The organism is Streptomyces sp. NBC_00102, assembly GCF_026343115.1.
Taxonomy (GTDB): Bacteria; Actinomycetota; Actinomycetes; order Streptomycetales; family Streptomycetaceae; genus Streptomyces.
On sequence record NZ_JAPEMC010000001.1, the window covers coordinates 3,260,616 to 3,285,883 of the forward strand.

Sequence of the window (25,268 nt, forward strand, 5' to 3'; positions counted from 1 at the left end):
CAGGGCGGCGCCGCCATGGGCTACCACCTCGCCGGCCTCAACGTCACCGGCATCGACACCACCCCCCAGCCCCGCTACCCCTTCCGCTTCATCCAGGGCGACGCGATCGACTACGTGCGGGCCCACGGCGCGGAGTTCGACTTCATCCACGCCTCCCCGCCCTGCCAGCGCTACAGCCGCGCCCAGAAGATCCAGCACCGCGAACACCCCGACCTGATCGCCCCCACCCGGGCCGCCCTCGAAACCACCGGACGGCCGTGGGTCATCGAGAACGTCGAAGAAGCCGCCCGGGAACTCCGCGACCCGGTGACGCTGTGCGCTGCCGCGTTCGGGATGCGGACCTACCGCCACCGCCTCTTCGAGACCGGCGGCCAGTTCACCTTCACCCCGCCCCTGCACCGCGCCCACTGGGCGCCGCTCACCAAGATGGGCCGCCCCCGCGCGGACGGGCACTTCGCCCACTACGTCGGCAACTTCTCCGGCGTCGCCGAAGCCCGCACCGACATGGGCGTCGGCTGGATGAACCGCGACGGCATCCGCGAATGCATCCCCCCGGCCTACACCCGCCACATCGCCGCCGCTTTCCTCGCCTCCCGACTGGAGGTGGCCGCGTGACCCACACCGCCACCGTGGCGGGCCTGGACCCGGCCACCCTCGCCGACGTGCTGAGGGTGGCCGGTTCCACCGGCTTCGACCGCTGGAACGAACAGATCCGCCGCACCGGAGGATGCGCCCAGCCCATCCACCTCACCGGCGCCACCAAGACCATCGACCGCGCCACCGGCACCCTGCTCCACCACTACACGACCGACAACGAACCCGGCGGACGGCTCCGGATCGCCTGCGGCAACCGCCGCGCCTCCCGCTGCCCCGCCTGCGCCTGGACCTACGCCGGCGACACCTACCACCTCATCCGCGCCGGCCTCACCGGCGACCCCACCAAGGGGACCCCTCACACGGTCCGCGAACACCCCCGCGTCTTCGCCACCCTCACCGCCCCCTCGTTCGGCCCCGTGCACAACCGCCCCGGAAACCGGCCCTGCCGCTGCGGCACCCGCCACACCGACGACGCCGAGGAACTCGGTACGCCGCTCGACCCTGCTTCGTACGACTACGCGGGCGCGGTGCTGTGGAACAACCACGCCTCCGACCTCTGGCGCTACTTCACGATCTACCTCCGCCGCGAAATCGCCCGCCGCGCCGGCCTCACCCAGAAAGCCGCCCGCGAACAGTCCCGGCTCTCCTTCGGGAAGGTCGCCGAGTACCAGAAGCGGGGAGCGGTCCACTTCCACGCCGTGATCCGCTTCGACGGACCCGACGGCCCTGACACGCCCCCGCCCGCCTGGGCCACCCACGACCTTCTCGACGACGCGATCCGCGCTGCCGCCGACCGGGTCGAACTCACCGTCCCCGCCTACGAGGAAGCCGGCTTCCCCGGCTGGGTCCTGCGCTGGGGCACACAACTCGACGTCCAGCCCATCGCCGCCTTCGGCAACGGCGAAGACCTCACCGAACAAGCCGTCGCCTCCTACGTCGCCAAGTACGCCACCAAAGCAGCCGAGACGACCGGGACCGTCGATCACCGCATCGGCAACAAGGAAGCGCTCGTCCTCCTCGACGTCCCCGAGCACCCGCGCCGACTGATCGAAGCGTGCCTCGACCTCCACCACGCCTACCCGGACCGCAAGCTCCGCGACTGGGCCCACATGCTCGGCTTCCGCGGCCACTTCTCCACCAAATCCCGCGCGTACTCCACCACCCTCGGAGCCCTCCGACAGGTCCGCGCCGACTATCGCGCCGCCCAGCAACGCGAAGCCCTCGGCCTTCCGAACCCTGACGACCACCCGGAAGCCACCACGCTCACCCTCGCCCACTGGGCCTACGCCGGCCACGGCCACACCCCCGGCGAATCCTGGCTCGCCGCCAACATCCACCGCGACATCCAACACAACCGCGACACCGCCCGCGAACACCGCGCCGAACTCGAAGCCCTGGAAGGGGAGGAACACTGATGACCACCGTCGTGATCCAGCGGAAGTGGCACACCACCGCCGAGGTGGCCGAGATGCTCGGCTTCGGCATTTCCAAGACGAAGATGCTGGTACTCACCGGGGAGATCCGCTCCGTGAAGATCGGTCGTAACCGTCGCATCCTCCCGGCCTGGGTGGACGAGTACGTCCAGCGCGTCACCGCCGACGCCGAGGGGTGGGCGGCATGACCGGCAAGCGTGGCAACGGGGAAGGTTCCATCTACCCGTACAAGAACGGCTTCGCGGCATACGTCTGGGTCACCAAGCCGGACGGGAAGCGGGCCCGGAAGTACGCCTACGGCAAGACCCGCGACGAGGTCCACGACAAGTGGCTGAACCTCCACGCGGAGGCGAAGAAGGGACCGGTGGCCACCCGGCACCGCACCCTCGCGGCCTTCCTCGCGTACTGGCTCGACTCGATCGTGAAGCCCAACCTGGCCCCGCTGACATACGTCTCGTACGAGGGGTACGTGCGGCTCTACATCACCCCGCAGCTCGGCGCGAAGCGGCTGGACAAACTGACCGTTCGGGACGTGCGCGAATGGCTCACCAAGCTGGCGACGCTCTGCCAGTGCTGTGCCCAGGGCAAGGACGCAAAGCGAGACCTGGCTCGTCGTAAGTGCTGCGCGGTCGGGGACTGCTGCGAGTCCTACCCGTCCCGCCGGGTGGTCCAGGGGTCCCGGGATGCCCTGCGGGCAGCGCTGAGCCACGCGGTCATGGAAGAGGAGATCAGCAAGAACGTGGCCTCGCTCGTGAAGGTGCCGAAGCCTCGCCGCCGGCGGATCAAGCCGTGGTCCGCCGCCGAGGCCAGTCTCTTCCTGGCTGATGCTGCGGCGCGGGATGACCACCTCTTCGCGGCGTGGGTACTCGTGCTGACGCTCGGGCTGCGGCGCGGGGAGGTGTTGGGGCTGACGTGGAAGTCGATCGACTTCGAGGCCGGCGAGCTGTACGTGGACCACCAGATCCAGCGGGCCGGGCGCCAGATCCTTCACCGCGAGACCAAAACCGAGGACTCCGACGACTTCCTGCCCCTGCCGGCCGTCTGCCTCAAGGCCCTGCGGATGCGCCGCGCTCAGCAGCTTGGCGACCGGAAAGCCGCAGGGGAGCTGTGGCAGGGCTCTCACGACCTCGTCTTCACAACGAAGTACGGCACCCCGATCGAGCCGGGGAACCTCACCCGGATGTTCGCTCTGCGATCCCGTCGCGCGGGCCTGCGGGTCATCCCGCTCCGGAACACCCGGCACACCACCGGCTCGCTCCTGGTCGTCCTCAAGGTGCACCCGAAGATCGCTCAGCGCATCCTGCGGCACTCGCAGATCGCCATGACGATGGATGTCTATGCGGATGCGGGCGAGGAAGAGGTGCGCGAGGCGATCGGCAAGCTGTCCGACGCGATGGGCGGTACCGGCTGACGCGGTTGCTGTACTTCGCTGCTGTACGGACAACGCGAGAGGCCCTCAGGATTTCTCCTGAGGGCCTCTGGCCTGTTGTGCACTCGGCAGGATTCGAACCTGCAACCTTCTGATCCGTAGTCAGATGCTCTATCCGTTAAGCTACGAGTGCTTGGCGTTCCGGTTTTTTTCTTCCCGGTCGGCGTTGCGAGAACAACATTACATGAACCGCGCCGGGACGCGAAATCCATTGCCCTCACCCTCTCTGACCTGCGGAAACGCCCCCAGAGGGTGAATCTCGACCAAGCAGGGGCGCGCTGCCGCCCTCACCCTTCCGGCGCTTCGGTGCGCGAAAACCGTCCGAACGGGCCCCCGCGGCGGGGGACCGGCGCATCCCGGACCCGGCCGGGCACGATCACGACCGGGAACGACCGGAGCCCTGGCCCGGCACACGGCGACCGGGAACGGGCGCGGCCACGATCCGCACCGCCCCGCCCGCGTCGGCCCGCCGGAACCCGCCGGCCCACCGACCGACCCCGGGAACGGCCGAAGCCCCGTGCCAGGGGCACGGGGCTTCGGATGGGGCGGAGGCGGAGGGATTTGAACCCTCGATGGGTTTTAAAACCCAAACCGCATTAGCAGTGCGGCGCCATAGACCGGACTAGGCGACGCCTCCAGCACACCTCGCGCAAGCGCGAGTGGTGCGTGCAGATGATGACACAGACGGGTGCGGTGTCACCAATCGCGGCCCACGGTACTAGGCAGGTGGGCGCCAGGGCAAAGGACATTCGCCCTCGATTCGGGGAAGATCCGGCGCGCCCGCGCCCTGGGGCCGGACCTCTCCGCCGGCCGGACCCGTCCGTACGCCCGACGTGCGTTTCGGCTTGCTCCGTGCGGCCCCTTCGGATCGCGCATCGTCGGGGCGGGAGGGACGTTAGGGACACCAGGATGGGCCGACGTGATCCAGGGACACGAGATGGGTCAGCCGCTGCCCGCCGTCGAAACCGTGCCCGTGCCCCAGGACCAGGAGTCCCGCAATGCTGCGCCGTCTCGCCCTCACCGCCCTCGTCTCGATCGCCGCGCTGTCCACCGCCGCCCCCCTCGCCTCGGCCGTGGGGCCGCTGCCCGTGCCCATCGAGGGGACGGGGCCCCTCCCGGTGTCCGAGCAGTCCGGGCCCGTCGTCTCCTCCGGGCCCGCGGGCTCCCCGTACAGCGGGATGCTCCGCCCCGCGCGCAAGGGCGCCGGTCCGGCCGAGGCTCGTGGCCCCCGTGACACGAACGCCCCCGCCCTCCCGGGCCGCAGCAACGCCGACGGACCGGGGGACACCACCGGCTTCACCACGCTCCCGGCGCCCGTCACCCTTCCCGCACCCACCACCGGCGCCGAGGCCGACACGACCACGCGGCTGACGGTGACCGTGCAGGGCTCCGGGAACACGGACTCCGGCACGTCCGCCGCCCCCGCCTCCGGCAAGACCGCCGCCGACTCCGCCTCTGGCAACCCCGGCTCCGCGAACGCCGTGGGTGACGGTTCGTACGAACTGACCTGCGCACCGGCCGACGGCACCCGGTCGGGCACCCGGGCCGGGGGCGACCACCCGGACGCGCAGCGCGCCTGCGACCGGCTCGCGCAGGCGGAGGCGACCGGGGAGGACCTGTTCCGGCCCGTCGACAAGAACGCGATGTGCACGCAGATGTACGGCGGTCCGGCCACCGCGCGGATCACCGGGACCTGGCGCGGCCGGCCGGTCGACACGACGGTGAACCGCAAGAACGGCTGCGAGATCGCCCGCTGGAACGCCCTGAGCCCGCTGCTCCCTGCCACCGGCGCGTAAACCCGAAAGGAACCGGGGCAAATGACCCGAGAAGGGATCCGGCAGGAGCCGGAGCGGTCCCCAGCACCCGGCCAGTAGGCCGAATGGGGCTTTTCCCGGGCCCTCTCCCGGGCCCCCGGCGTACGGCTCCGTCCAGACCCCCGGAGCCGTACGTACGGGGCGCGTTGGGGCGTTTGAGGGCCTTGGCCGCGCACCGGTTGTACAGAAGCTCGACGAGAGCTCCCCCTCATCCACCGTTCCTGCCCGCTCCGCTGCCCGTAGACTCCTCCCGTGACAGCCTGTGGCCCGAGGGGCAAGATGGGGACCCGGGCCGGCAAGGTGCGGTAAACAGGGAGGAAGCGCGTCGTGAGCAGCAGGCCATCCCGAGGCACTGCTCGCCTCGCAGCCATACTCGACGCCCTCCCTGACGGGCTGCTGCTCGTCAATGCCAACGGCACGGTCGTCAACGCCAACACCATCGCGCTCGAGATGTTCGAGGCGCCCGGTACCGGCCTCGTGGGACGCGGACTCCTCGATCTGCTCGCCGAGTTCGACTCGCGGCTGATCCCCGGGTCGATGCGCCGGCCGGACTCGGCCGACTCCCGGGGCAGGACCAAGCCGACGCGCATGATCGCGCGCCGGACGGACGGCCACGAGTTCCCCGTCGAGGTCACCAGCGCGAGCCTGGACAGCGGACAGGCCGCCTACAACGACTTCCCGACCTCGTCCTTCACCGGTGACGAGCTGCTGATGCTCGTCGTGCGGGACCTCTCCGGCACTGTCGACACCGAGGCCGAGCTGGCCCGTTCGCAGCGGCAGACCGAGATGATCCTGCGGGCCGCCTCCGAGGGCGTGGTCGGTACGGACACGGACGGCAGGGTCGTCCTGGTCAACCCGGCCGCCGCGCAGATCCTGGGCTTCCGCGCCAGCGACCTGGGCGGCAAGGAGCTGCACCCGCTGATCCTGCACTCACGCGCGGAGGGCGAGCCGTTCCCGTACGAGGAGTCGCCGCTCGCCGACACCCTGCGCTCCGGGCGCAAGCACCGGGTGCGCGGGCAGGTGCTCTGGTCCAAGAGCGGTGTGCGGGTCCCGGTGGACCTGACGACCGCTCCGGTCCGGGACGGCGACCAGCTGGTCGGCGCGGTGATGACCTTCACCGACCGCAGGCCGTACGAGGAGCAGACCGAACAGCACACGACCGAGGTCGCCGAGCTGACGGAGAAGCACGCCGCCGAGATCGCCGCGTTGACGGAGAAGCACACCGCACAGATCGCGGAGCTGACCGAGAGCCACACCGCGGAGGTCACCGAACTCACCGAGAGCCACGCCACCGAGGTCACCGGCCTCACCGAAGGCCACGCCTCCGAGATCGCCGACCGCACCGAGCGGTACGCCTCCGAGCTGGAGGAGCAGGCCGACCACATCGCCCTGCTCGGGGCGCAGCACGCGCAGCTGACGGCCGTTCTCGGCGAGTCGCTGCGCGGGCCGCTGGAGGAGCTGCGGGGCGAACTCGCCACCCTCGCCTCCGACCCGGCCGGCCAGCTCTGGCCCGAGGCGAACCAGATCCTGCACCACCTGGCCGCCGGGTACGCCCGGATGACCACGCTGGTCGACAACGTCCTCGGCTACCAGCGCCTGGACTTCGGCACGGAGGCGCTCGACAAGGCTCCGGCGCCGATCGACGCCGTCGTGACGGCGGGCATCGACGGTGCGGTCGAGCTGATCGGCCCGGGGCGCGCGCAGTTCGCGGTGCACGCTCCGCCGATCGAGGCCGAGGTCGACGCCCGCAGGCTGGCGACCGCGCTGGCCCACCTGGTCGCGGACGTGGCCGGGATCGACTCCACCGGCAAGACCCGGATCGCTTCCGGCGGCGGCTACCTCGACTCGACCGTCGTGGTGGCCGCGGCGCAGCGCGGGGACGTCGTACGGATCGAGGTGCGCGGCCCGTTCGCCGGTGGCGACCCGGTGCACACGCCTATCGTGCGCGGGATCGTGCGGGCGCACGGCGGGGTGCTCCAGACCCATGAGATGCCCGGCATGGCGGGCAGCGCGTACGTGCTCGAGGTACCGCTGGGCGCGGGCTCCGGCACGATCCAGCAGCAGCCCCAGCAGCAGGTCCGGGCCGCCGTACCGGAGCAGGCCGCGCAGCCGCAGCAGGAGGTCGCGGCCTTCGAGGCCGTCGGCGCCCCCGCCGTGGTCAGCGGTGGCCGGCGCAGGGCCCGCAGGTCGTCGACGGACGCGTTCCTCGAGAGCGCGACGAGCCCGGAGGGACCGGAGAGCCTCGCGGGTGCCGAGGGCGCGGTGCCGGCGGGGACGTCCGGCGCGGGCGTCCCGGTGGACCCGTCCGACGGGGCCGGCGCGACCGGACGGCGTCGGGCGCGGCGCGGGCCGGCGGCGGTGGAGGAGGAGCAGGTGCCCGAGGCGCGGGCGCCGCAGGCGAGCGAGGGTTCCGGCCGCAGGCGCGGCCGTCCCAGCCCGGCGGAGACCGCTCCGGTCCCGGCGCAGGCAGGTCCGGCTCAGCAGCCCGTACCCGCATCGCAGCCCGTACCGGCTCCGCAGTCCGTACCCGTCCCCGCGCAGGGCGGTCCTCAGCAGCTCCCGGCCGCGCAGGCGCGTCCGCGCGGTGCCGGGCAGGCTCTGGCGCTCCCGGCGGCCGGTCACGCCGCCTCGGAGGGTTCCGTCGTGACGGCGGCCGAGGGTGCCCTGGGCGCGGGCCGTCCGCAGCGCGGGCAGACCGTGCCCCCGCAGGGCGTTCCGGCGGGCCCGCAGCAACCGGGCGCACAGGCGACGGGCCCGCAGGTTCCGGGGCAGCAGGTTCCGGGGCAGCAGGGGCAGCCGGTGCGGCCGGAGGGCGCGGGCCGTCCGGCGCTGCCGGTGCGGTCGCCCGTGGTGCACGACGAGGGCGCTCCGCAGCCCGAGGCGCTCGCGCCGGAACTCCAGCCCGCGGGCCGTCGCGCCCGGCGTGCGCTGGCCGCCGCGCAGGAGCGGCTGGCCGCGGAGAACGCGGGCCCGCGCACCCCGTTCGCGCTGGGGCCCGCCGACGCGGACCGGCCCGAGCCCGAGCCCGGGGCCGTGGCGGACCGGCACGACGCCACCGCCATGGGTCCGGACGAGGACCACACGCCTCCGCAGCCGCACCCCGTGTCCGCCGCCCCGTCCGGCCGCCGCCGGGCCCGTCCCGCCGAGGCGGCGGGTTCGCCGGAGAGCTGGTCGCGGGTCGACTCGACCGGCCGCGCCGGGGCCCCCGGCGCCGAGGACGACGAGGACCTCGCGGACGAGGCGCCGCAGCCCGCGCTCGCGTACGCCGCGCGTGTCCGGGACGGAGCCGGTGCGAGTGACGGCCCCGCGCACCCGGCCGGGGCTCCCGCGGTGCCGCTGCCGCCCGCCGCCGTAGCGCCCGTACCGCCCGCGGCACCGCAGGCAGCCGCGCGGCCCGCCGGGCCCGGGGCGGTGGCCGGCGACGCCGGGCCCACCGCACACGCGACCGGCAGCACCCCGGTGCCGCCCGCCGCGGTGCCCGCGGCCCGCAGGCAGCCGCTGCCCGCCGAGCTGCCGATGCCCGGTGGCTCGGACACCCAGGGGCGGGCCTTCAGCGTGCGGACGCTCGGTCAGGGCGTACCGCTCGTGCAGCACCTGGGCCACCAGCAGAACCAGACGCTCGGCGCGGCCGGCCGGCGCCGCAAGCTGTCCGCGCCCCCCGGGGCCGAGGCTCCGGCGCCCGCCGCCGCCCCGCAGGGCCTTCCGCAGGCTCCGGCCGCGCAGCCCGTTCGGCCCGGCCCCGGTGCGACGGCCTCGGCCACCGGGCAGCTCATGGCGCCGGTCCCCGAAGGGCGTTCGTACGCCATAGGAGCACCCGACGAGGGTGCCGAGGGTCCCGAGCCGCTGGACGGTCCGGGCGGTGCGGTCGAGATCGCCAACCGTCCGCAGCCGGTGCCGGTCGACGACGAGCTGCCCCCGGAGCCGCTGGACAACCCGCGGCGGCTGCTGGTCTGGCCCGCGCCCGACGTGTCGACGCAGGCGGCGCTCAGCGACCGGGGTTACCGGCCGGTGATCGTGCACTCCCGCGAGGAGGTGGACGCGCAGATCGCCGCGTTCCCCGCCGCGCTCTTCGTGGACCCGCTGACCGGGCCCATCACGCGTACCGCCCTCCAGTCGCTGCGTCAGGCGGCGGTGGCGGCCGAGGTGCCGGTGCTGGTCACGGCGGGTCTGGGGCAGGCGAGCCGGGACACCGCGTACGGCGCCGACCCGGCTGTCCTCCTCAAGGCACTCGCCCCGCGCGACAGCGAGCAGCACCCGCCCCGGGTCCTCGTCATCGAGGAGCGCGAGGAGATCGCGACGGCGCTCGCGCAGACCCTGGAGCGGCGGGGGATGCAGACCCTCCGGGCGTCCACCGACAGCGAGGCGGTCGACCTGGCCGCGCGGATGCGGCCGAACCTGGTGGTGATGGACCTGATGCAGGTACGTCGCCGGCGGGCCGGGATCATCGACTGGCTGCGGGCCAACGGGCGCCTGAACCGCACCCCGCTGGTCGTCTACACCTCGGCCGGACTGGACGGGCCCGAGCTGGAGCTGCTGGGCTCCGGCGAGACCGCGCTCTTCCTGGCCGAACGCTCCACCAGCGACGAGGTGCAGTCCCGGATCGTCGATCTGCTGGCGAAGATAGGGACCAACTGAGTCCGGGCACGGAGTGAAGGGCGGTACGGATCTCCGTACCGCCCTTCATCGTGAGCCCCGCAGGCGGCGCACGTCGGGTCAGAGGACCGTGACGTCCAGTTCGCCGTCCGCGTGCTGCTTACGGATCACCTTCTTGTCGAACTTCCCGACGCTCGTCTTCGGTACCGCCGTGATGGCCGTCCACCGTTCCGGGAGCTGCCACTTGGCGACGCCGGATTCGGCGAGGAACGCCTTGAGGCTCTCGAAGCCGACGGTGGCGCCGTCCTTGAGGACGACCGTGGCCAGCGGGCGCTCGCCCCACCGGTCGTCGGGCACGGCGACGACGGCGGCCTCGGCCACGTCCGGGTGGGCCATGATCGCGTTCTCCAGTTCCACGCTGGAGATCCACTCGCCGCCGGACTTGATGACGTCCTTGGCGCGGTCGGTGAGGGTGAGGAAGCCGTCCGCGCTGATCACACCGACGTCGCCGGTCTTCAGCCAGCCGTCCTCGCTGAACTTGTCCTCGGGGCGCAGATGTTCGCCGTCCGCACCGCCGTAGTAGGCGCCGGCGATCCAGGGGCCGCGTACCTCCAGCTCACCGGCCGACTCGTTGTCCCAGGGCAGGTGTTCGCCGCCCGGGCCGACCAGCCGTCCCTCGACACCGGCCGGGAAGCGGCCCTGGGTGACGCGGTACGGCCACTCCTCCTCGGCGCTCAGCCCGGCGGGCGGGTGGGCCATGGTGCCGAGCGGTGAGGTCTCCGTCATGCCCCAGGCGTGGCAGAGCCGGACGCCCAGCTTGTCGTACGCCTCCATCAGCGAGGGCGGACAGGCGGCACCGCCGATGGTCACCCGGGCCATCGAGGTGAGGTCGCGCGGCCGCGCGGTGACCTCCGCGAGCAGGCCCTGCCAGATGGTGGGGACGGCCGCCGCGTGGGTCGGGCGCACCTGCTCGATCATGTCGGCGAGCGGTGCGGGCTGGAGGAAGCGGTCCGGCATCAGCATGTTCACACCGGACATGAAGGCCGCATGGGGCAAACCCCACGAGTTCACATGGAATTGGGGCACCACGACCAGAGTGGTGTCGGCGTCCGTCAGCCCCATCGACTCGGTCGCGTTGACCTGCATCGAGTGCAGGTAGATCGAGCGGTGCGAGTACACGACACCCTTGGGCTCACCGGTGGTGCCGGAGGTGTAGCACATGGCGGCGGCCTGGCGTTCGTCGATCTCGGGCCAGTCGAAGGTGGCCGGACGGCCGGCGATGAGCTCCTCGTAGTCGTGCACGCGCGGTGCGGCCCCGTCGAGCAGGGACAGGTCGCCGGGCCCGGCGACGACCACGTGTTCCACGGACGGCAGCCGGGGCAGCAGCGGCGCGAGGAGCGGCAGCACCGAGCCGTTGACGATCACCACCTTGTCGTCCGCGTGGTTGACGACCCAGACGAGCTGGTCGGCGGGGAGCCGCAGATTGAGGGTGTGGAGCACGGCACCCATGGCCGGAATGGCCAGGTATGCCTCGATGTGCTCGGAGTTGTTCCACATGAGGGTGGCCACGCGCTGGTCGCCGTCGATGCCCAGCTCGTCACGGAGGGCGTTGGCCAGGCCGATCGCGCGGGCGCCGATCTCCGCGAAACTGCGGCGGTGCGGCTCGGGTTCGCCGGTCCAGGTCGTGACCTGAGACTTCCCGTGGATCGTCATCCCATGGGTCAGGATGCGGGTGACAGTCAGCGGTACGTCCTGCATGGTGCTCAGCACGGCGTCCTCCCGGAGGCGCTACGCGGCAGTAGGGTTCCGCTGATTCTGCGCACATACCGCGCGGTATGTCACTACTCCCGGCCCTCCCAATCGGAACGCGCCACCGGCGGACCGCCGGTGGCGGGAGCGCACCACCGGTGCCGTGATCAGTGCGCGGGAGTCAGCTCCGGGTCCTCACGGAGCTTGCGCAGCGCCCGGGAGACGGCGCTCTTCACCGTGCCGACGGACACCCCGAGCACCTCGGCGGTCTGCACCTCGCTGAGGTCCTCGTAGTACCGCAGCACGACCATGGCCCGCTGGCGGTCGGGCAGTCTGAGGACGGCCCGCCACATCGCGTCGTGGAGCGACTGGTGTTCGGCGGGATCGGGGGCCGGAGCGGTCTCCGGCTCGGGCAGGTCGTCACAGGCGTACTCGTCGACCTTGCGTTTGCGCCACTGCGAGGTACGCGTGTTCACCAGGGCGCGACGGACGTACCCGTCCAGGGCCCCGTGGTCCTCGATCCGTTCCCAGGCCGCATAGGTCTTGGTCAGGGCGGTCTGGAGCAGGTCCTCGGCATCGCTCGGGTTCGCGGTGAGCGAGCGCGCGGTGCGCAGCAGCACGGGCCCGCGCGCCCGGACGTACGAGGAGAACGACGGGTAGGGCGGGGTGTGCCCGGCGGCGGCAGCGGGGTGCCTGAGGGCGCCCGTACAGACTGGCGTGGTCATCTCTCCAACCTAGGAGCGCGGGCCGGACGACGGATCGGCCCCAGGTCCCGATGGCGCGTCCGCCTCAGGGTGTAGGCGCCGGGAGGCGTCCACCTCCTGGGGGTGGAGGACGCGGCGGGCCGGGGTCGGGGTCCGCTTCACCGGACGGGCGGGCCCGGAGGCACCGAGAACGCGAACGGCCCGCGCGGGGCACCGGAGTGCTCGCGCGGGCCGGCCCGATCCAGACGAAAGGCCCCGGGAGACCCCTCACGGGTGGCGGGGCCGCCCCTCGGGCCTGGGATCCGAAGTCCTCGGCCCCGGCGTCCTCAGCCGAGCCGCAGGCTCTCCGGCGGGCCGAGGTAGACCGGCCGCAGGCCGCCGGTGTCGACCACCAGCTTCTGGAGCACCACCGTCGGGTCGATCATCCAGAACTTCAGCGTGTGCTGCCCCTGCCGGGTGATGACGTGGCGGGTGGCGGTGCGGTTGACGTTGTCGGAAGTGCCGCGCGCCCACTGCGGGTTCATGGTGCCGTCGTCGCCGCCGGTGACCGCCGTGACGTTCACCGTGGTCGGTACTTCCTCGTCGAAGGAGACCGCGTACTTCAGGCCGTCGCCCGAGAGCGGGTTGTTCCTCGGGGAGAGGTAGGCCCAGACCGTGACCGGTCCGGTGGTGAAGAGGCTCAGCGTGTACTCCAGCCGGGGCCCGCGGCCCGCCGACTGCCGGGCCGCCGTCACCGGGAAGGGCTCCATGCCGCCCGCCGTGCGGCCCACGTCGGGCAGGTGGCGCCAGTCCACCGAACCGCTGCCGAGCGCGCGGCTGTAGTGCTCGGCCTCCATCGACACGTATCCGCCGGCCTCCACGAACCCCTTGAGGCCCGACTTCGGCGTCTTGGGACGGTCGACCACGGCGGTCACGACGACGCTCGCCCCGCCGGGGCCGCTCACCGTCACCGGTATCCGGCTGACGCCCTGCGGCGCCCGCTTCCAGTCGACCCGCAGGGTGACCCGGGTCTGAGTGGTGACCCGCCCGCGCGGCCGGTCCACCACCAGCCAGGACTCACCCGTGGTGATCCGGTATTCGAAGGACTCCTGACCCCGGTTGAACACGTCGAGGTACGGGTCGGGGCCGTTGGCGTACGGGGAGAACACGGGCAGCTCCGCCCCGCCCGCGCCGCCGCCCGGCCACCAGTCCTCGCTGCCCTCGACGGCCACGCCCATCTCGGCCGCCCGGGGCAGCTCGATGCGCTTGAGCGCCGGGTAGATCTCGTCGGTGAGCGCCACGTTGTTCAGCTCGGGCTGCTGCCAGGGGGCGTTGGGGCCGTACCGGTCGACGTCTCCGTATCCGATGTGCGGCTGGTTCTGGAAACCCTCCCACTTGCCTTCCGCCACCTGGGTGTTGAACCTCTTCGACAGGGCGAAGTCGTCCGCCAGGTGGGCCTCGGCCCTGGTGGCCAGCTCGTTGGTCAGGGCTCGGCCCTGGTCCGCGTAGAAGAGGTTGGTGAACTGCGCCTCACGCAGCTCGTAGACGTTCGCGGTGGCCTCGACCTCGTACCCGACGAGCTCGAACCAGGCGTCCTGCGAGGAGGTGGGCAGGCGCTCGCCGACCTCGCGGGACTTCGCCGCGAGGGCCCGCCAGCGGTCGGTGACCCACTCCAGCTCGCGGTGGTCGACCAGGCTGAACGGGGTCGCCCGGTCGTCGTAGACGATCGCCGAGGAGTCGGTGGCCGGGTTCTTGGCGGGGTCGAGGGTGATGCGGCGGTTCAGCAGTTCCGGCTTGCGGATCTGCTGGAGGTGCGCGTACTCGGAGAGGACCTCGGCGATCCGCTCGGCCTGCTTCTCGCCGAAGTGGAGCCGTGCGTAGGCGCGTTCCCATTCGGGGATGTCGCCGAGGTCCCAGCGCGCCGGGCTCCAGGCGTACTCCAGGAAGAACTGTGTGGCGAGCTCGTTGCCCTTGAGGTCACCGACGTTGGTGACCCAGAGGTCGTGGTTCCCGTACGTGTAGGACTGGTTGAGCTGGTCCCACATGTTCGGCAGCGACGTGGTGTCCACCCACTTGTAGTTGCGGCCGACGCCCACGTAGTCGAAGTGGTAGTAGAGGCCGTAGCCGCCGGTGCGGTCGTCGGTGGCGAGCTGGGGAAGCTTGCGGACGTTGCCCCAGTTGTCGTCGGTGAGCACCACCGTGACGTCGTCGGGGACGCGCAGCCCCCGGTCCCAGTAGCGCTGCACCTCCTTGTAGAGGGTCCACACCTGCGGGACGGACTTCTCGTCGCCGGTGATGTCGGCGATGATGGCGCGCTGGCTCGCGATGATCTCGCTCATCAGCTCGATCGCGTCGCCGTCGGGCAGGCTGGTGTCGCCGTTGCCGCGCATGCCGAGGGTGACCACGCCCTCGAAGTCCTGCTCCTTCATGCGGCGGATTCCGTCGGCCCAGTACGCCTTGAGCGCTTCGGAGTTGCGCCGGAAGGACCACTCGCCGGTACCGCCGTAGGGGTCGTGGCCGGGTGTGGTGATGTTGCCCGCGGCGTCGCGTACGGCGGCCACCGCGTGCCGGTTCCACTCCTCGATGCCGCGCATCATGGGGGCCTCGTGCGAGGTGCCCATGACGATCCCGTACGCCGTCGCGGTGGCGTGGTTCAGCGGGTCGTCCTCGGCGAAGGCCCGGCCCCAGACCGCCGGCCAGAGGTAGTTGGCCTTGAGGCGGAGCAGCACCTCGAAGATCCGGGCCCAGAAGTCCGCGTTGAGCCCGCCCTCGTAGCCGGGCGCCTTGCCGGGGCCGAAGAACTTGGGCGCCCAGGTGCCGAGCGAGGGGTTCTCGTCGTTGATGAAGATGCCGCGGTACTTCACCGCGGGGGTGCCCTGGGTGTGGCGGCCGGGCCGGACGTGGATCTGGTCGCGGTGGACCGGCACCACGTCGTCCCACCAGTACCAGGGGGAGACCCCGATGCCCCGGGAGACGTCGTACGCGCCGAAGATCGTGCCGCGCTGGTCGCTGCCGGCGATCACGAACGCCCGGTCCACGCCGGGCATCGGGCGCTCGACGATCGTCTGCAGGGACGTCTCCCACTTGCCCGCGATCCCGCTCACGTCGAGCTTGCCCGCGTCCACCAGCGCGTCGATCAGCGGGCTGCGGCCGATGGTGCCGACGATCGCGATCTCCCGCTGCCCGGCACCCGCCTTCCGCACCACGGCCGGGCGCACCCCGGTGACCCGCTCGATGTCGGACTGCAGATCGCCGACGGCACGGATGACACCCGCGTGGTCCGCGCCGCTGACGACGAGGGGAACGGCGCGGCCCGCCTTCACCAGGGTGAACCCGCCGGACACCGCGCCGAACGAGATGTACGCCCCGGAGTCGGTGGCCCGGCCCGCGGCACCCCGCGCACCGCCGGAGCCCTGCGTACCGCCGGAGGCGAGCGGGGCGGCCACGGCGGGCGCCGCACCACCGAGGGAGAGGAGCGGGGAGGCGAGGGCGCTCAGGCCCAGGCCGAGCGCGAGTACGGACCGACGGCTGGCAGGGCCCGACGCGGACACGTCCGAATCGCCGGACAGACGGGGACCCTCCTGCGAGTCCGGAATCTGTGGGCCCGGAATCTGTGATTCCACGAATGACCTCCGATAAAAGTTTCGAGAAAAGAGTCGCGAAAGGAGTCGCCACCACGGACACGAGGAAGAGTGCGCAGGTCACCGCACCGGACAGCGCGAAACAGCGCACTCCGCACCGGGATTCCGCAGCTCACCGATCTCTCCCTTATCGAGCCAAGGCGCTCGAATGCGAGGAATTCCGACATCGAGCCGCCCGCCAGCCCCTGCGCCGGATCGAAACATTTCGAATATGTCCCCGCAATTTTCTGGAAACCTAAAGCCCGCTTTTTCCAGGGTCAATCCCCTTGCACCTACCGATTGCGCGAGGGATGCGCGAGGGCGGCCCCCTCGACGACCGGACGGAGCGGGGCGTGCCCTGGGTCACCTCGTATTCCGTTGCCTTCTTCGAACGCTTGTACGAACATGACTTCATGGCCCCCACCGACCGGCAGCTCGCCACCCTGGCCCTGGCCCACGCGCTGAACGCCGCGGAGCGGGGGCTCCCCGTCATCCCGCTCAACTCCGCCCGGCTCCCCGCGCTGCGTTCACCGCACCCCGGCGGCGCGGCGCGCACCGCCTGCACCGGCCACTGCGGGCTGCCCGGACACGGAGTACGCGACGCGACCACCGACCCGGCGGCCGTCCGCGCGCTCTTCGCCGCGGCCCCGGACGTCACGGGGTACGGCATCGCCTGCGGCCAGGGCCCGCACCGCCTGATCGGCATCGACCTGGACGCGGCCACCACCGGCCCGTCCCCGACCAGGGGCCCTGCTCCTGCGGCCGGCGCCGAAGCGCACGCGGACGCCGCGCTCCGTCAGCTCGCCCTCCAGCACCTCTTCACGATCCCGCCGACCCTCACCGTGCTCACCCCGGCCGGCGGCCGGCACCTCTGGCTGTCCGTGCCCGCGGAGGTCGTCGTGGCCGGCTCGGCGAGCCGCCTGGCACCCGGCGTGGACGTCCGGGGCACCGGCGGCTACCTCATCGGCCCGGGCTCGCTCACCCCCCAGGGCACGTACCGCCTCGCACCGGGCACCGCGCACCTCCCGCCCGCGCCGTGCCCGCGCACCCTGCTGCGGCTGCTCGCTCCCCCGGTCCGCCCGGCGCGCCGGAGCGGCGGAGCCCGTGCCCCGCGCGGCCCGGAGGACGACGAGGGGCTGGTCCACTTCGTGCGCGCCGCCCGCGCTGGAGAGCGCAACACCCGGCTGTTCTGGGCCGCCTGCCGTGCGTACGAACACGGCTTCGGCGACGCCCTCGCCGCCGCCCTCACCGAGGCGGCCGTACGCTCCGGCCTCCCCGTCCACGAGGCCCGCGCCACCCTCGCCTCCGCCGCCCGGCTGACGGCGGGCCGCTCCGAGGCCGCCTGAGAGCACCGGGGCGGCTGCCGCGGGACCCCGAGGCGGCGACACGGCCGAGGAGTAGGGTTCTCTCCGGTCTCCGCAGCCCGCAGGACCGGTGCGCGCGAACCCCGTCACGCACACCCCGTCCGGAGAGATCGGCCCGTTCATGCCCGCCGCAGCGCCCACCACCCGGGAGCACGGCGGCGACGGCACGGCCGCGAACCCCACCGGGAGCCCGCCCCCCGCCCGTTTCCACGGCGGCCGGTCCGCGCTCCTCGCGGTCGCCCTCTTCCTCTGCGTGCGGGTGCTCTCCCTCGCCGCGCTGGCCGTCCGCGCCGACGCGACCGGCAAGAGCCCGCGCGTGCTCCTGTCCGAGCGCTGGGACTCCCTCTGGTACACCCGGGTCGCCGAACACGGCTACGCCTTCACCCTGAACGCACCCGACGGCCGCTCCCTGTCGAGCATGGCCTTCTTCCCCCTGCTCCCCTGGCTGGAGCGGGGCACCCGTGCGGTGACGGGCCTGAGCCTGCCCGCCGCCGGGCTCCTGGTCACCGCCCTCGCCTCGGTCCTCGCGGCCTGGGGCGTCCACCTCGTGGTGCGGCACTCGTACGGCGACCGGGCCGGAGTCCTCTGCGTGGTGCTGTGGGCGGCCGTACCGGTCGGGATCGTCCAGTCGATGGCGTACAGCGAGGCCCTCTTCACCGCCCTCGCCGCGTGGGGGCTGCTCTGCGTGCTGCGCGAGCGTTGGGTGACCGCAGGCGTCCTGGCGAGCCTCGCGGGCCTGACCCGCCCGGTCGGACTGGCCGTCACCGCCGCCCTGTTCCTCGCGGTCTGGCTCCGCCACCGCCCCGGGACCGGCACGGCCGCCGCGGACCGTACGCGCGCCGTGCTCGGCTGCCTGGTCGCACCGCTCGGGGCCGCCGCGTACATCCTCTGGGTGGGCTCCCGGCGCGGACACCTGCTGGGCTACCTCGACGTCCAGGACGAGTGGGGCAACGGCTTCGACGGCGGCTGGGCCTTCGCCCGCTTCCTGACCGGCGGCTCCACCGCGCTCGCCGTACTCGCCCTCGCCGCCCTGCTGCTCCTCGCCTACTGGCCCCACCACGTCGGCGCCAAGCAGCTCCAACCCCCGCCGCTGATCGCCTACTCGGCCCTCGTCACGCTGCTCGCCATCGGCGCCTCGGGCTACTTCGGTTCCAAACCCCGCCTGCTCCTCCCGGCGTTCCCGCTCCTGATCCCCCTCGCGGTGGTCCTCGCCAGGCGCCGACCCGCCCTCACCTGGACCGCCCTCACCGCCCTGACCACCGCCTCGGCGGTGTACGGCGCGTACTGGCTCACGGGTTCGGGCCCGCCGTGAACGGTGGTGGCCGGAGCTGTACGTACGGGACCGGAGAGGCGGAGCCGGCCGGATTCGAACCGGCGTCCTCACGGTTTTGGAGACCGCGCGCGACGACCTCTGCGCTACGGCTCCGCCGACAGGGAGCCTAGAGCTCGGCAGCCGGAGCCGGTAGGGCCAAGCTCAGAAGTCCCTCAAGGCTTTCCGCTTCGGCTCTCCCGGACACGGGCGGGATGCGACGTTCGTCTTCCCACGCCGTACGGCACACGGTCGCACGGCGGACGACTGCCCACCGGCAGCAGAGGAGACCGACATGCTGGCAACGCTGCGCCCCGGCGAAGTGATCGTCATCGTCATCACCTTCGTCGTTCTCGCGGGTCTCGGCGCACTCACCCTCCGGCGGCTCGGGAGCCGCAACAGGTAGCCGCCTCAGGGCTCCCGGCGGGCGCACCGGACGGGCGGCACGGGCTGACCGGCCCCACGACGGTGGACTTGGCACGCAAGACGCGTGCCCCGGAGCTCCATATGGGCTTCGAGGAGCCTGACCGCCAGGTCGTGGCCGGACTGGAAAGCCAGGTGGTACGGGGTCAGGCCCTCCCGGGAAGGCTTCGCGGGGTCTGCTCCGTAGGCCGGCAGTACCGCGGTGCAGGCGGCGTCCAGAGGATCACCGGTCTGGCGCGCCCCGTCCGACTCGCCGTCGATGGCCCGGATCAGAGGGGTCCAGCCGTCCTGGCCGACGTAGTGGTCCGGGTCGTGACCCGCGTGCAGGAGCCGGGTCAGCTCCGCCAAGTCGTCCTGGATCACCGCGAGGTGGACGGGCGACATCTCGTACGGGTCCGCATCGTCGGTCACGGCACGATCCAACCAGGCCGGGTTCATGCCCTCGCGCGCGGGCCGGTGGGACCTTGGGGGACCCGAGGACCGCGGGGAACGGCGGTCGCCGGCCGACACCGGCCATGCGGAAGGCCCCCGACCGATGTACCTGGTCAGGGGCCTTCAACCTGCGCGGTGGGTGTGGGATTTGAACCCACGGTCACATCGCTGCGACGACGGTTTTCAAGACCGTTCCCTTAGGCCGCTCGGGCAACCCACCCCGATCCCCGGAGCAACGGGGCCGCCGCCGGGGAACGGCCTACAGCCTAGCCGGTCAGCTGTCGCCCTTGCGCTCGCCCAGGGTGAGTTCGACGGTGGACTCCTTGCCGTCGCGCTCGTAGGTCAACGTGACCCGGTCGCCCGGCTTGTGGGTCCAGATCTCGCCGATGAGGGTCGGGCCGCTGTCGACCGGGGTGTCGTTGAACTTGGTGATGACGTCGCCCGCCTTCAGGCCCGCCTTGGCGGCCGGACCGTCCGCGGCGACTGCGGAGGTGCCGGAGGAGCCCTGGTCGGAGATGACCGCGCCCTCGCCGTTCTCCGACATGGTGACCGTGGCGCCGATGACCGGGTAGACGGGCTGGCCGGTCTTGATGAGCTGCTCGGCCACGTTCTTCGCCTGGTTGATCGGGATGGCGAAGCCGAGGCCGATGGAACCGGCCTGGGTCTGGGCGCTGCTGCCGGTCGACTGGATGGCGGAGTTGATGCCGATGACCGCGCCGGTGGCGTCGAGCAGCGGGCCGCCGGAGTTGCCCGGGTTGATCGAGGCGTCCGTCTGCAGGGCGCTCATGTAGGAGCTGCTGCTGGAGGAGGAACCGTCGCTGGAGGCGACCGGGCGGTTCTTCGCGCTGATGATGCCGGTGGTGACCGTGTTGGACAGGCCGAACGGGGCGCCGATCGCGATGGTCGAGTCGCCGACCGCCACGTTGTCGGAGTTGCCGAGCGCCAGCGGGTTCAGCCCGGACGGCGCGTTCTTGAGCTTGATGACGGCGACGTCGTAGCCCTCGGCGCGGCCGACCACCTCGGCCTCGTACTTCTTGCCGTCGGAGAAGGTCGCGGTCAGTTTGCCGCTCTCCGCGGCGGAGGCCACCACGTGGTTGTTGGTGAGGATGTGGCCTTCCTTGTCGTACACGAAGCCGGTGCCCGTGCCGCCCTCGCCGTCACCGTTCTCGGCGTCGATCGTGACCACGCTGGGGAGGGACTTGGCGGCCACTCCGGCCACGGTGCCGTCGGCGCGCTTGAGGGCCTTGGGGCTGTCGGAGGCACTGATCGTCGTGGACCCGCCGGAGCCGCCGTCGTTGCTGTCGGCGGCCCAGAAGCCCAGTGCGCCACCGATGCCGCCCGCGACGAGCGCCGTCGCCGCGACCAGTGCCACGAGCCCGCTCGCCCGGCGCTTGCCGGGACCCTTGGGGGCCTGCTCGGCGGAGGCGCCCCAGACCTCGCCGCCGTTGCCGTCGCCTCCACCGGCGTACGCCGGTACGGCCGGCGGGGCCGGGGGCGGCCACGAACCGGCGGGCGCGGCGGTGTGCGGCGCCGGGTAGTCCGGAGCGGCCTGCGGGGCCGGGTAGGCGGGGGCGGGCGTGTGCGGGGCGGGGTAGTCCGGGGAGTGCGGCGGGAGGGGCTGCGTCGCGTCGGCCGCCGGGGCGTGCGCGGGCGGCTGCGGCTGCTCCTGCGCCGGTGCCTGCGTGGGCTCGACGACCGGCTGCACGGCCGTCGGCTGCTCCTCGGCCGGAGCAGCCGGAGCGGCCGGAGCGGGGTTGGTGCCGTACGGTCCGGCGGGCTCGGCCGACGGGGAGGTGTCGTCGGCCCGGCCGTCCGCGTACGGCGGTTCCTGGGGCTGCTCGGCGTGCGCGGCGGGCCCGGTGGAGCCCTGCGCGGCCCGAGCCGTGTCGTCGTGAGCCGCCGTCGCCGGCGCCTCGGACGTCGGGGGCGCCTCCCGGCGGGGGTCCTCAGGAGCGGCGGCCGGCACAGGAGGTACTGACGGAGCGGGCGGTACGGCGGGGACCGCGGCGCCCTCGTGGCCCTCGTTCTCGGTGCTCACAGCTCTTTACTCCTCGGTTCCACTCGGCATTCGGCAAGAGATCCGCTCTGCAGTGTCTGGCCCAAGCTTTGCCCAGAACACGTCAGGCCACTGTAAGCAGGACCTGTGCATCCGCACACCAATCTTTACATCAGACAAAACGGCACTCCCGGTACCAGGAACCCACGACCGCCGCGTCGCGGTGACACCATGACGCGGTGACCGACGCGCGACAGCCCTCCAGCACGCCTCCCATCCAGGTCGTGGCCCATCGCGGAGCCTCCGACGACGCCCCCGAGCACACTCTGGCCGCGTACCGGAAAGCCATCGAGGACGGCGCCGACGCGCTGGAGTGCGATGTCCGGCTCACCGCCGACGGACAGCTCGTCTGCGTGCACGACCGCCGGGTCAACCGCACCTCCAACGGGCGGGGCGCGGTCTCCGCGCTCGAACTCTCGGAACTCGCCGCGCTCGACTTCGGCTCGTGGAAGGACCGCGAGGAGTCCCCCGACTGGGACCCGGTGGCCGGCGAGCTCACCTCCGTACTCACCCTGGAACGCCTGCTGGAGCTCGTCACCGAGGTACGGGCGGCGGGCCGGCCGGTCCAACTCGCCATCGAGACCAAGCACCCCACCCGATGGGCCGGGCAGGTCGAGGAGCGGCTGCTGCGACTGCTCAACGAGTTCGGCCTCGACGCCCCGCCGGCCGAGGGGCCCTCGGCCGTCCGCGTCATGAGCTTCTCCGCCCGGTCCCTGCACCGGGTCCGCACGGCCGCCCCCACGCTGCCCACCGTCTACCTGATGCAGTTCCTCACGCCCCGGCTGCGGGACGGGCGGCTGCCCGCCGGCGCCCGGATCGCCGGGCCGGGCCTCCGGATCGTACGCAACCACCCCGACTACGTCCGCCGGCTGCACAAGGCCGGGCACCAGGTTCACGTCTGGACCGTGAACGAGCCGGAGGACGTGGCGCTCTGCGCAGAGCTGGGGATCGAGGCCATCATCACCAACCGCCCGAAACGGGTCCTTTCCCAACTCGGACGCCCGTAACGACCGCCTTGGGACCCGTCACGGGGAGTGCACCGGCGCATTCCGTACGTGTCGAGCCGTTACGAGTGCGTCACCAGAGATGCTTCGACCGGTTTCCGGCGCAGCTCAGAGGGGCATCCCCTTCGTGGCGTGGGGCAAAGGAGGTCTCGGGGGTGACGTTGGTGGTGGCACAAGAAGTGCCCACGTCGTCGAGCATGGCCGTTCCTCACGGCCCTGCGGGCGTGAGGCAGGCGCGGCACCGTATGCGCGCACAACTGCGGGACAACGGGGTCTCGGACACGGTCGTCGACGACGCGGTCCTGATCCTTTCCGAACTCCTCAGCAACGCCTGCCGGCACGGCAGACCGCTGGGGCAGCACGTGGACGTCGGTGACGGCGACGTCCGCGCCGCGTGGCACGTGGACCGCCGGGGCGGCCTCACCGTGGAGGTCACGGACGGCGGCGGGCCCACCCGGCCCGTTCCCTCCACCCCCTCGGTGACGGCTCGGGGCGGTCGCGGGCTGAACATCATCAGTGCCCTCTCCGAGAAGTGGGGCGTCAGGGACGACGCCCCGGGCGAGGTCACGGTCTGGGCGCTGGTGGCGGCGGAGGAGCGGTTCGACGGCCTGGAAGGGCTCGACGGCCTCGACGGCCTCACCCGGCTGAACTCCGGTGCCGGGCACCCGGGTCTCGAAGGGCTCCCCGGGTTCGGAGGGCTGCCGGGATTCGACGGCCTCCCCGGCTTCGACGAGCTGTCCGCCCTCGACGACGCGAGCTGAGAACGGCGCGCGCCGCAGCGGACGCGCCCACCGCGGCGCCGCGGCTCGACGGAGCCGCACGACACGACCGGGCACGATCCCGGTGGCAGAGCCGGACGACGGAGCCCGGCACCGAACCCACGTACCGGAACCACGCACCGGAACGGGCGCCCGAGGCGCCCCCCGAATGCGTGGGCGGCGGTCGGTTCCGGGGCGCGGGAGGCACTAGGCTCGCGCCTCAGAGCCTGTCGGGCGACCTCTGACCGGGTGGCCAGGGCCTGGCACGCACGCCTCCCGCGTTGCCGGAATGCCCCCGTAGCTCCGCTACGAGACCATCCCGGCGCCTTGGAATCGCACGCACCGGGCCCCGCCCTCCATCCGGTCGAAGATCACCCGACAGGCTCCCAGACCGCACCGTCGCAACCGGGAGAATGCCGACCATGGCCAAGAAGCGCCCTCAGACGACCAAGGCCGCCAAGCCGCAGGTGAGGGACGGGGAGATCCCCGTCGTCGGGGCCCGCGAGCCCTGCCCCTGCGGTTCGGGACGCCGGTACAAGGCGTGTCACGGCCGCACCGCCGCGCACGCGGTCACCGAGCTGGTCCAGCGCCCCTTCGAGGGGCTGCCCGGGGAGTGCGACTGGGTCGCGCTGCGCGAGCTGGTGCCCGCGGCGACCGTACCGCTGACGCTGAAGGACGGACTGCCCGAGGGCGTCCCCTCCGTCACCCTCGCGACCGTGCTGCCGATGGCGTGGCCGGCGCTCCGCCGCGACGACGGCTCCGTCCTGCTCGCCCTGCAGAACGACACCTCCTCCGGTGACCTCAGCCGTGGCCTGGCCGACGCCCTCCAGCAGGCGCTGGAGGCGGCGCCCGGTACGCCGATCGCCGCCCGCCGGGTCTCGGCCGAGGGTCCGCGCCTGCAGGACCTGCTCGCCGCGGACGCGCCGTTCGAGCCCGTCGTCCACTCGGGCTTCGAGTTCTGGGTGCCGGACGCGGAGAACGCCACGGCCGAGGTGACAGCTTCCCTGGAGCGCGCCAACGAGGCGGCGATCCCGACCGCGCTGCTCTCCTCCGTGGACGCGGCGTACTGGTGCGAGACCCCGGAGAAGAACCACCTCCGCTGGGTCATGCCGCACCCCGAGGAGAAGCTCCTCGACGCGCTCGCCCGGCTGCACGCGGCCGGCGAGACCTCGATCGGCGAGGGGACGCGGCTGGTCGGCTCGTTCCGCGCGCACGGTCTCGTCGTCCCGGTGTGGGACCTGCCGAGCGCCATGACCGCCGAGGAGTGCGAGAAGCCCGCGGCCGAGTTCGCCGAGCGGCTCGCCGGAGCGCTGGCCTCCGAGGCTCCGCTGACCGCCGAGGAGCGCCGGGCGCGCGGTGGGCTCACCAACCGCCAGGTGACGCTCAGCTGACAGTGACGAACCGCGGGTCCGTCCGGTGACTCGCGTCACAACAGGCCGTTCCGACGAGTAAATCCCCGCCCTCACAGGCGAGATCGAATTTGCGAACGGCAGATCTCTTGTTACGGTTCTGAAAGCCCGGTCGCTGGTGCATCCCCCGTCGCCAGCGATCGGGCGTCTCCATTTCCCGGGTACGGCCCGGCCCGCGGCGAAGCCGTGAGCGGCCCGCCGTCCCGCGTACGACAAGCCCCCGCATCCCCGCGCGAGGACCGCGCCCCGCGAGCCGTACGGCGGCGGGCCCAACCCGCCCCGCACGACGGTCGCTTGCCGCGACTCCCCCGGACTCCGCCCGTCCGCGCCACCGGCGGCCACATCCCGGGGCGCCCCCGCGGACCGGCCGCCCGGGGCGACAGTGCCTCACACGGCTTACAGGGCGGGACAGTTGTGCGTTCCCCGTGCGGCCGCTGTGCACCCGTCACACCGGGGCGCGCCCCCGGAAGGTCCCCACCGGAGGCGACTGCCCACGGAAGTCCGACTCCCCGCATTCCTTATTCGACAGATATTCAGGAACGGCGGAGGAAAGCATTCCAGAAAGTCGGTCAGGTTCGAAAAGCCGGTAAAGAAT

Annotated in this window: 16 protein-coding genes and 4 tRNA genes; 11 read left to right on the forward strand and 9 right to left on the reverse strand. The window is 72.5% G+C overall.

Annotation, left to right across the window (positions count from 1 at the left end; all coding sequences use genetic code 11):
- Window positions 1-15: 15 nt before the first annotated feature.
- Genes OHA55_RS14545 through xerC form a run of 4 tightly spaced genes read left to right on the forward strand, consistent with a single transcriptional unit; the run spans window position 16 to window position 3,441 of the window.
- The gene (locus tag OHA55_RS14545) at window positions 16-615 is read left to right on the forward strand and encodes an SAM-dependent methyltransferase (protein WP_266710654.1); all 600 of its coding nucleotides are present in this window, start codon (window positions 16-18) and stop codon (window positions 613-615) included.
- On the forward strand, window positions 612-2,012 hold the full coding sequence (gene repSA / locus OHA55_RS14550; protein WP_266706457.1) for a replication initiator protein RepSA: 1,401 nt from the start codon (window positions 612-614) through the stop codon (window positions 2,010-2,012). Before OHA55_RS14545 ends, repSA begins: the two co-directional genes overlap by 4 nt.
- Window positions 2,012-2,218, forward strand: coding sequence for an excisionase family DNA-binding protein (locus tag OHA55_RS14555; RefSeq protein ID WP_266706459.1), 207 nt, complete (start codon window positions 2,012-2,014; stop codon window positions 2,216-2,218). The genes repSA and OHA55_RS14555 overlap by 1 nt, the downstream gene beginning before the upstream one ends.
- Window positions 2,206-3,441 (forward strand): tyrosine recombinase XerC, encoded by a 1,236-nt coding sequence (xerC, locus tag OHA55_RS14560; protein WP_266706461.1) that lies wholly within the window; start codon window positions 2,206-2,208, stop codon window positions 3,439-3,441. The genes OHA55_RS14555 and xerC overlap by 13 nt, the downstream gene beginning before the upstream one ends.
- 78 nt (window positions 3,442-3,519) lie before the next feature.
- On the opposite strand, the gene OHA55_RS14565 is transcribed toward xerC, so the two are convergent.
- Window positions 3,520-3,592 (reverse strand) — tRNA-Arg (locus OHA55_RS14565).
- Window positions 3,593-4,005: 413 nt separating this feature from the next.
- Window positions 4,006-4,096, reverse strand: a tRNA-Ser gene (locus tag OHA55_RS14570).
- Between the two features lie 736 nt (window positions 4,097-4,832).
- On the opposite strand from OHA55_RS14570, the gene OHA55_RS14575 reads away from it, so the two are divergent.
- Both OHA55_RS14575 and OHA55_RS14580 read left to right on the forward strand, forming a co-directional pair.
- On the forward strand, window positions 4,833-5,255 hold the full coding sequence (locus OHA55_RS14575; protein ID WP_266710657.1) for an SSI family serine proteinase inhibitor: 423 nt from the start codon (window positions 4,833-4,835) through the stop codon (window positions 5,253-5,255).
- Window positions 5,256-5,600: 345 nt separating this feature from the next.
- Window positions 5,601-9,908 carry a PAS domain-containing protein gene (locus tag OHA55_RS14580; RefSeq protein ID WP_266706463.1) on the forward strand — a complete coding sequence of 1,436 codons (4,308 nt, stop codon included), beginning with the start codon at window positions 5,601-5,603 and terminating at the stop codon, window positions 9,906-9,908.
- Between the two features lie 78 nt (window positions 9,909-9,986).
- On the opposite strand, the gene OHA55_RS14585 is transcribed toward OHA55_RS14580, so the two are convergent.
- From OHA55_RS14585 to OHA55_RS14595, 3 genes are all read right to left on the reverse strand, one after another.
- Window positions 9,987-11,636 carry a long-chain fatty acid--CoA ligase gene (locus OHA55_RS14585; protein WP_266706465.1) on the reverse strand — a complete coding sequence of 550 codons (1,650 nt, stop codon included), beginning with the start codon at window positions 11,634-11,636 and terminating at the stop codon, window positions 9,987-9,989.
- A gap of 146 nt (window positions 11,637-11,782) precedes the next feature.
- Window positions 11,783-12,340 (reverse strand): SigE family RNA polymerase sigma factor, encoded by a 558-nt coding sequence (locus OHA55_RS14590; protein ID WP_266706467.1) that lies wholly within the window; start codon window positions 12,338-12,340, stop codon window positions 11,783-11,785.
- A gap of 305 nt (window positions 12,341-12,645) precedes the next feature.
- Window positions 12,646-15,849, reverse strand: a complete 3,204-nt coding sequence (locus OHA55_RS14595; RefSeq protein WP_266706469.1) for a glycosyl hydrolase 115 family protein — start codon at window positions 15,847-15,849, stop codon at window positions 12,646-12,648.
- Window positions 15,850-16,331: 482 nt separating this feature from the next.
- Between OHA55_RS14595 and OHA55_RS14600 the strand changes: the two genes are divergently transcribed.
- Window positions 16,332-17,264, forward strand: coding sequence for a bifunctional DNA primase/polymerase (locus tag OHA55_RS14600; protein ID WP_266706471.1), 933 nt, complete (start codon window positions 16,332-16,334; stop codon window positions 17,262-17,264).
- Window positions 17,265-17,352: 88 nt separating this feature from the next.
- Window positions 17,353-18,594, forward strand: coding sequence for a glycosyltransferase family 39 protein (locus tag OHA55_RS14605; protein ID WP_266706473.1), 1,242 nt, complete (start codon window positions 17,353-17,355; stop codon window positions 18,592-18,594).
- A 39-nt stretch (window positions 18,595-18,633) separates the two neighbouring features.
- On the opposite strand, the gene OHA55_RS14610 is transcribed toward OHA55_RS14605, so the two are convergent.
- The 4 genes from OHA55_RS14610 to OHA55_RS14625 form a co-directional block, all read right to left on the reverse strand.
- A tRNA-Trp gene (locus tag OHA55_RS14610) sits at window positions 18,634-18,708 on the reverse strand.
- A 294-nt stretch (window positions 18,709-19,002) separates the two neighbouring features.
- A complete protein-coding gene (locus OHA55_RS14615; RefSeq protein WP_266706475.1) occupies window positions 19,003-19,425 on the reverse strand; it encodes an ankyrin repeat domain-containing protein in 423 nt (140 codons plus the stop codon).
- Window positions 19,426-19,579: 154 nt separating this feature from the next.
- A tRNA-Ser gene (locus OHA55_RS14620) sits at window positions 19,580-19,666 on the reverse strand.
- Window positions 19,667-19,720: 54 nt separating this feature from the next.
- Window positions 19,721-21,484, reverse strand: a complete 1,764-nt coding sequence (locus OHA55_RS14625) for a S1C family serine protease (RefSeq protein ID WP_266706477.1) — start codon at window positions 21,482-21,484, stop codon at window positions 19,721-19,723.
- 197 nt (window positions 21,485-21,681) lie between these two features.
- Here OHA55_RS14625 and OHA55_RS14630 point away from each other — a divergent pair, with 197 nt between their 5' ends.
- The 3 genes from OHA55_RS14630 to OHA55_RS14640 all read left to right on the forward strand — a co-directional run bounded on the left by OHA55_RS14630 (window position 21,682) and on the right by OHA55_RS14640 (window position 24,655).
- Entirely contained in the window at window positions 21,682-22,509 is an 828-nt protein-coding gene (locus OHA55_RS14630; RefSeq protein WP_266706478.1) for a glycerophosphodiester phosphodiesterase, read from the forward strand.
- A 65-nt stretch (window positions 22,510-22,574) separates the two neighbouring features.
- The gene (locus tag OHA55_RS14635) at window positions 22,575-23,267 is read left to right on the forward strand and encodes an ATP-binding protein (RefSeq protein ID WP_266706480.1); all 693 of its coding nucleotides are present in this window, start codon (window positions 22,575-22,577) and stop codon (window positions 23,265-23,267) included.
- 419 nt (window positions 23,268-23,686) lie between these two features.
- Window positions 23,687-24,655 carry a DUF5926 family protein gene (locus OHA55_RS14640; protein ID WP_266706482.1) on the forward strand — a complete coding sequence of 323 codons (969 nt, stop codon included), beginning with the start codon at window positions 23,687-23,689 and terminating at the stop codon, window positions 24,653-24,655.
- Window positions 24,656-25,268 lie beyond the last annotated feature (613 nt).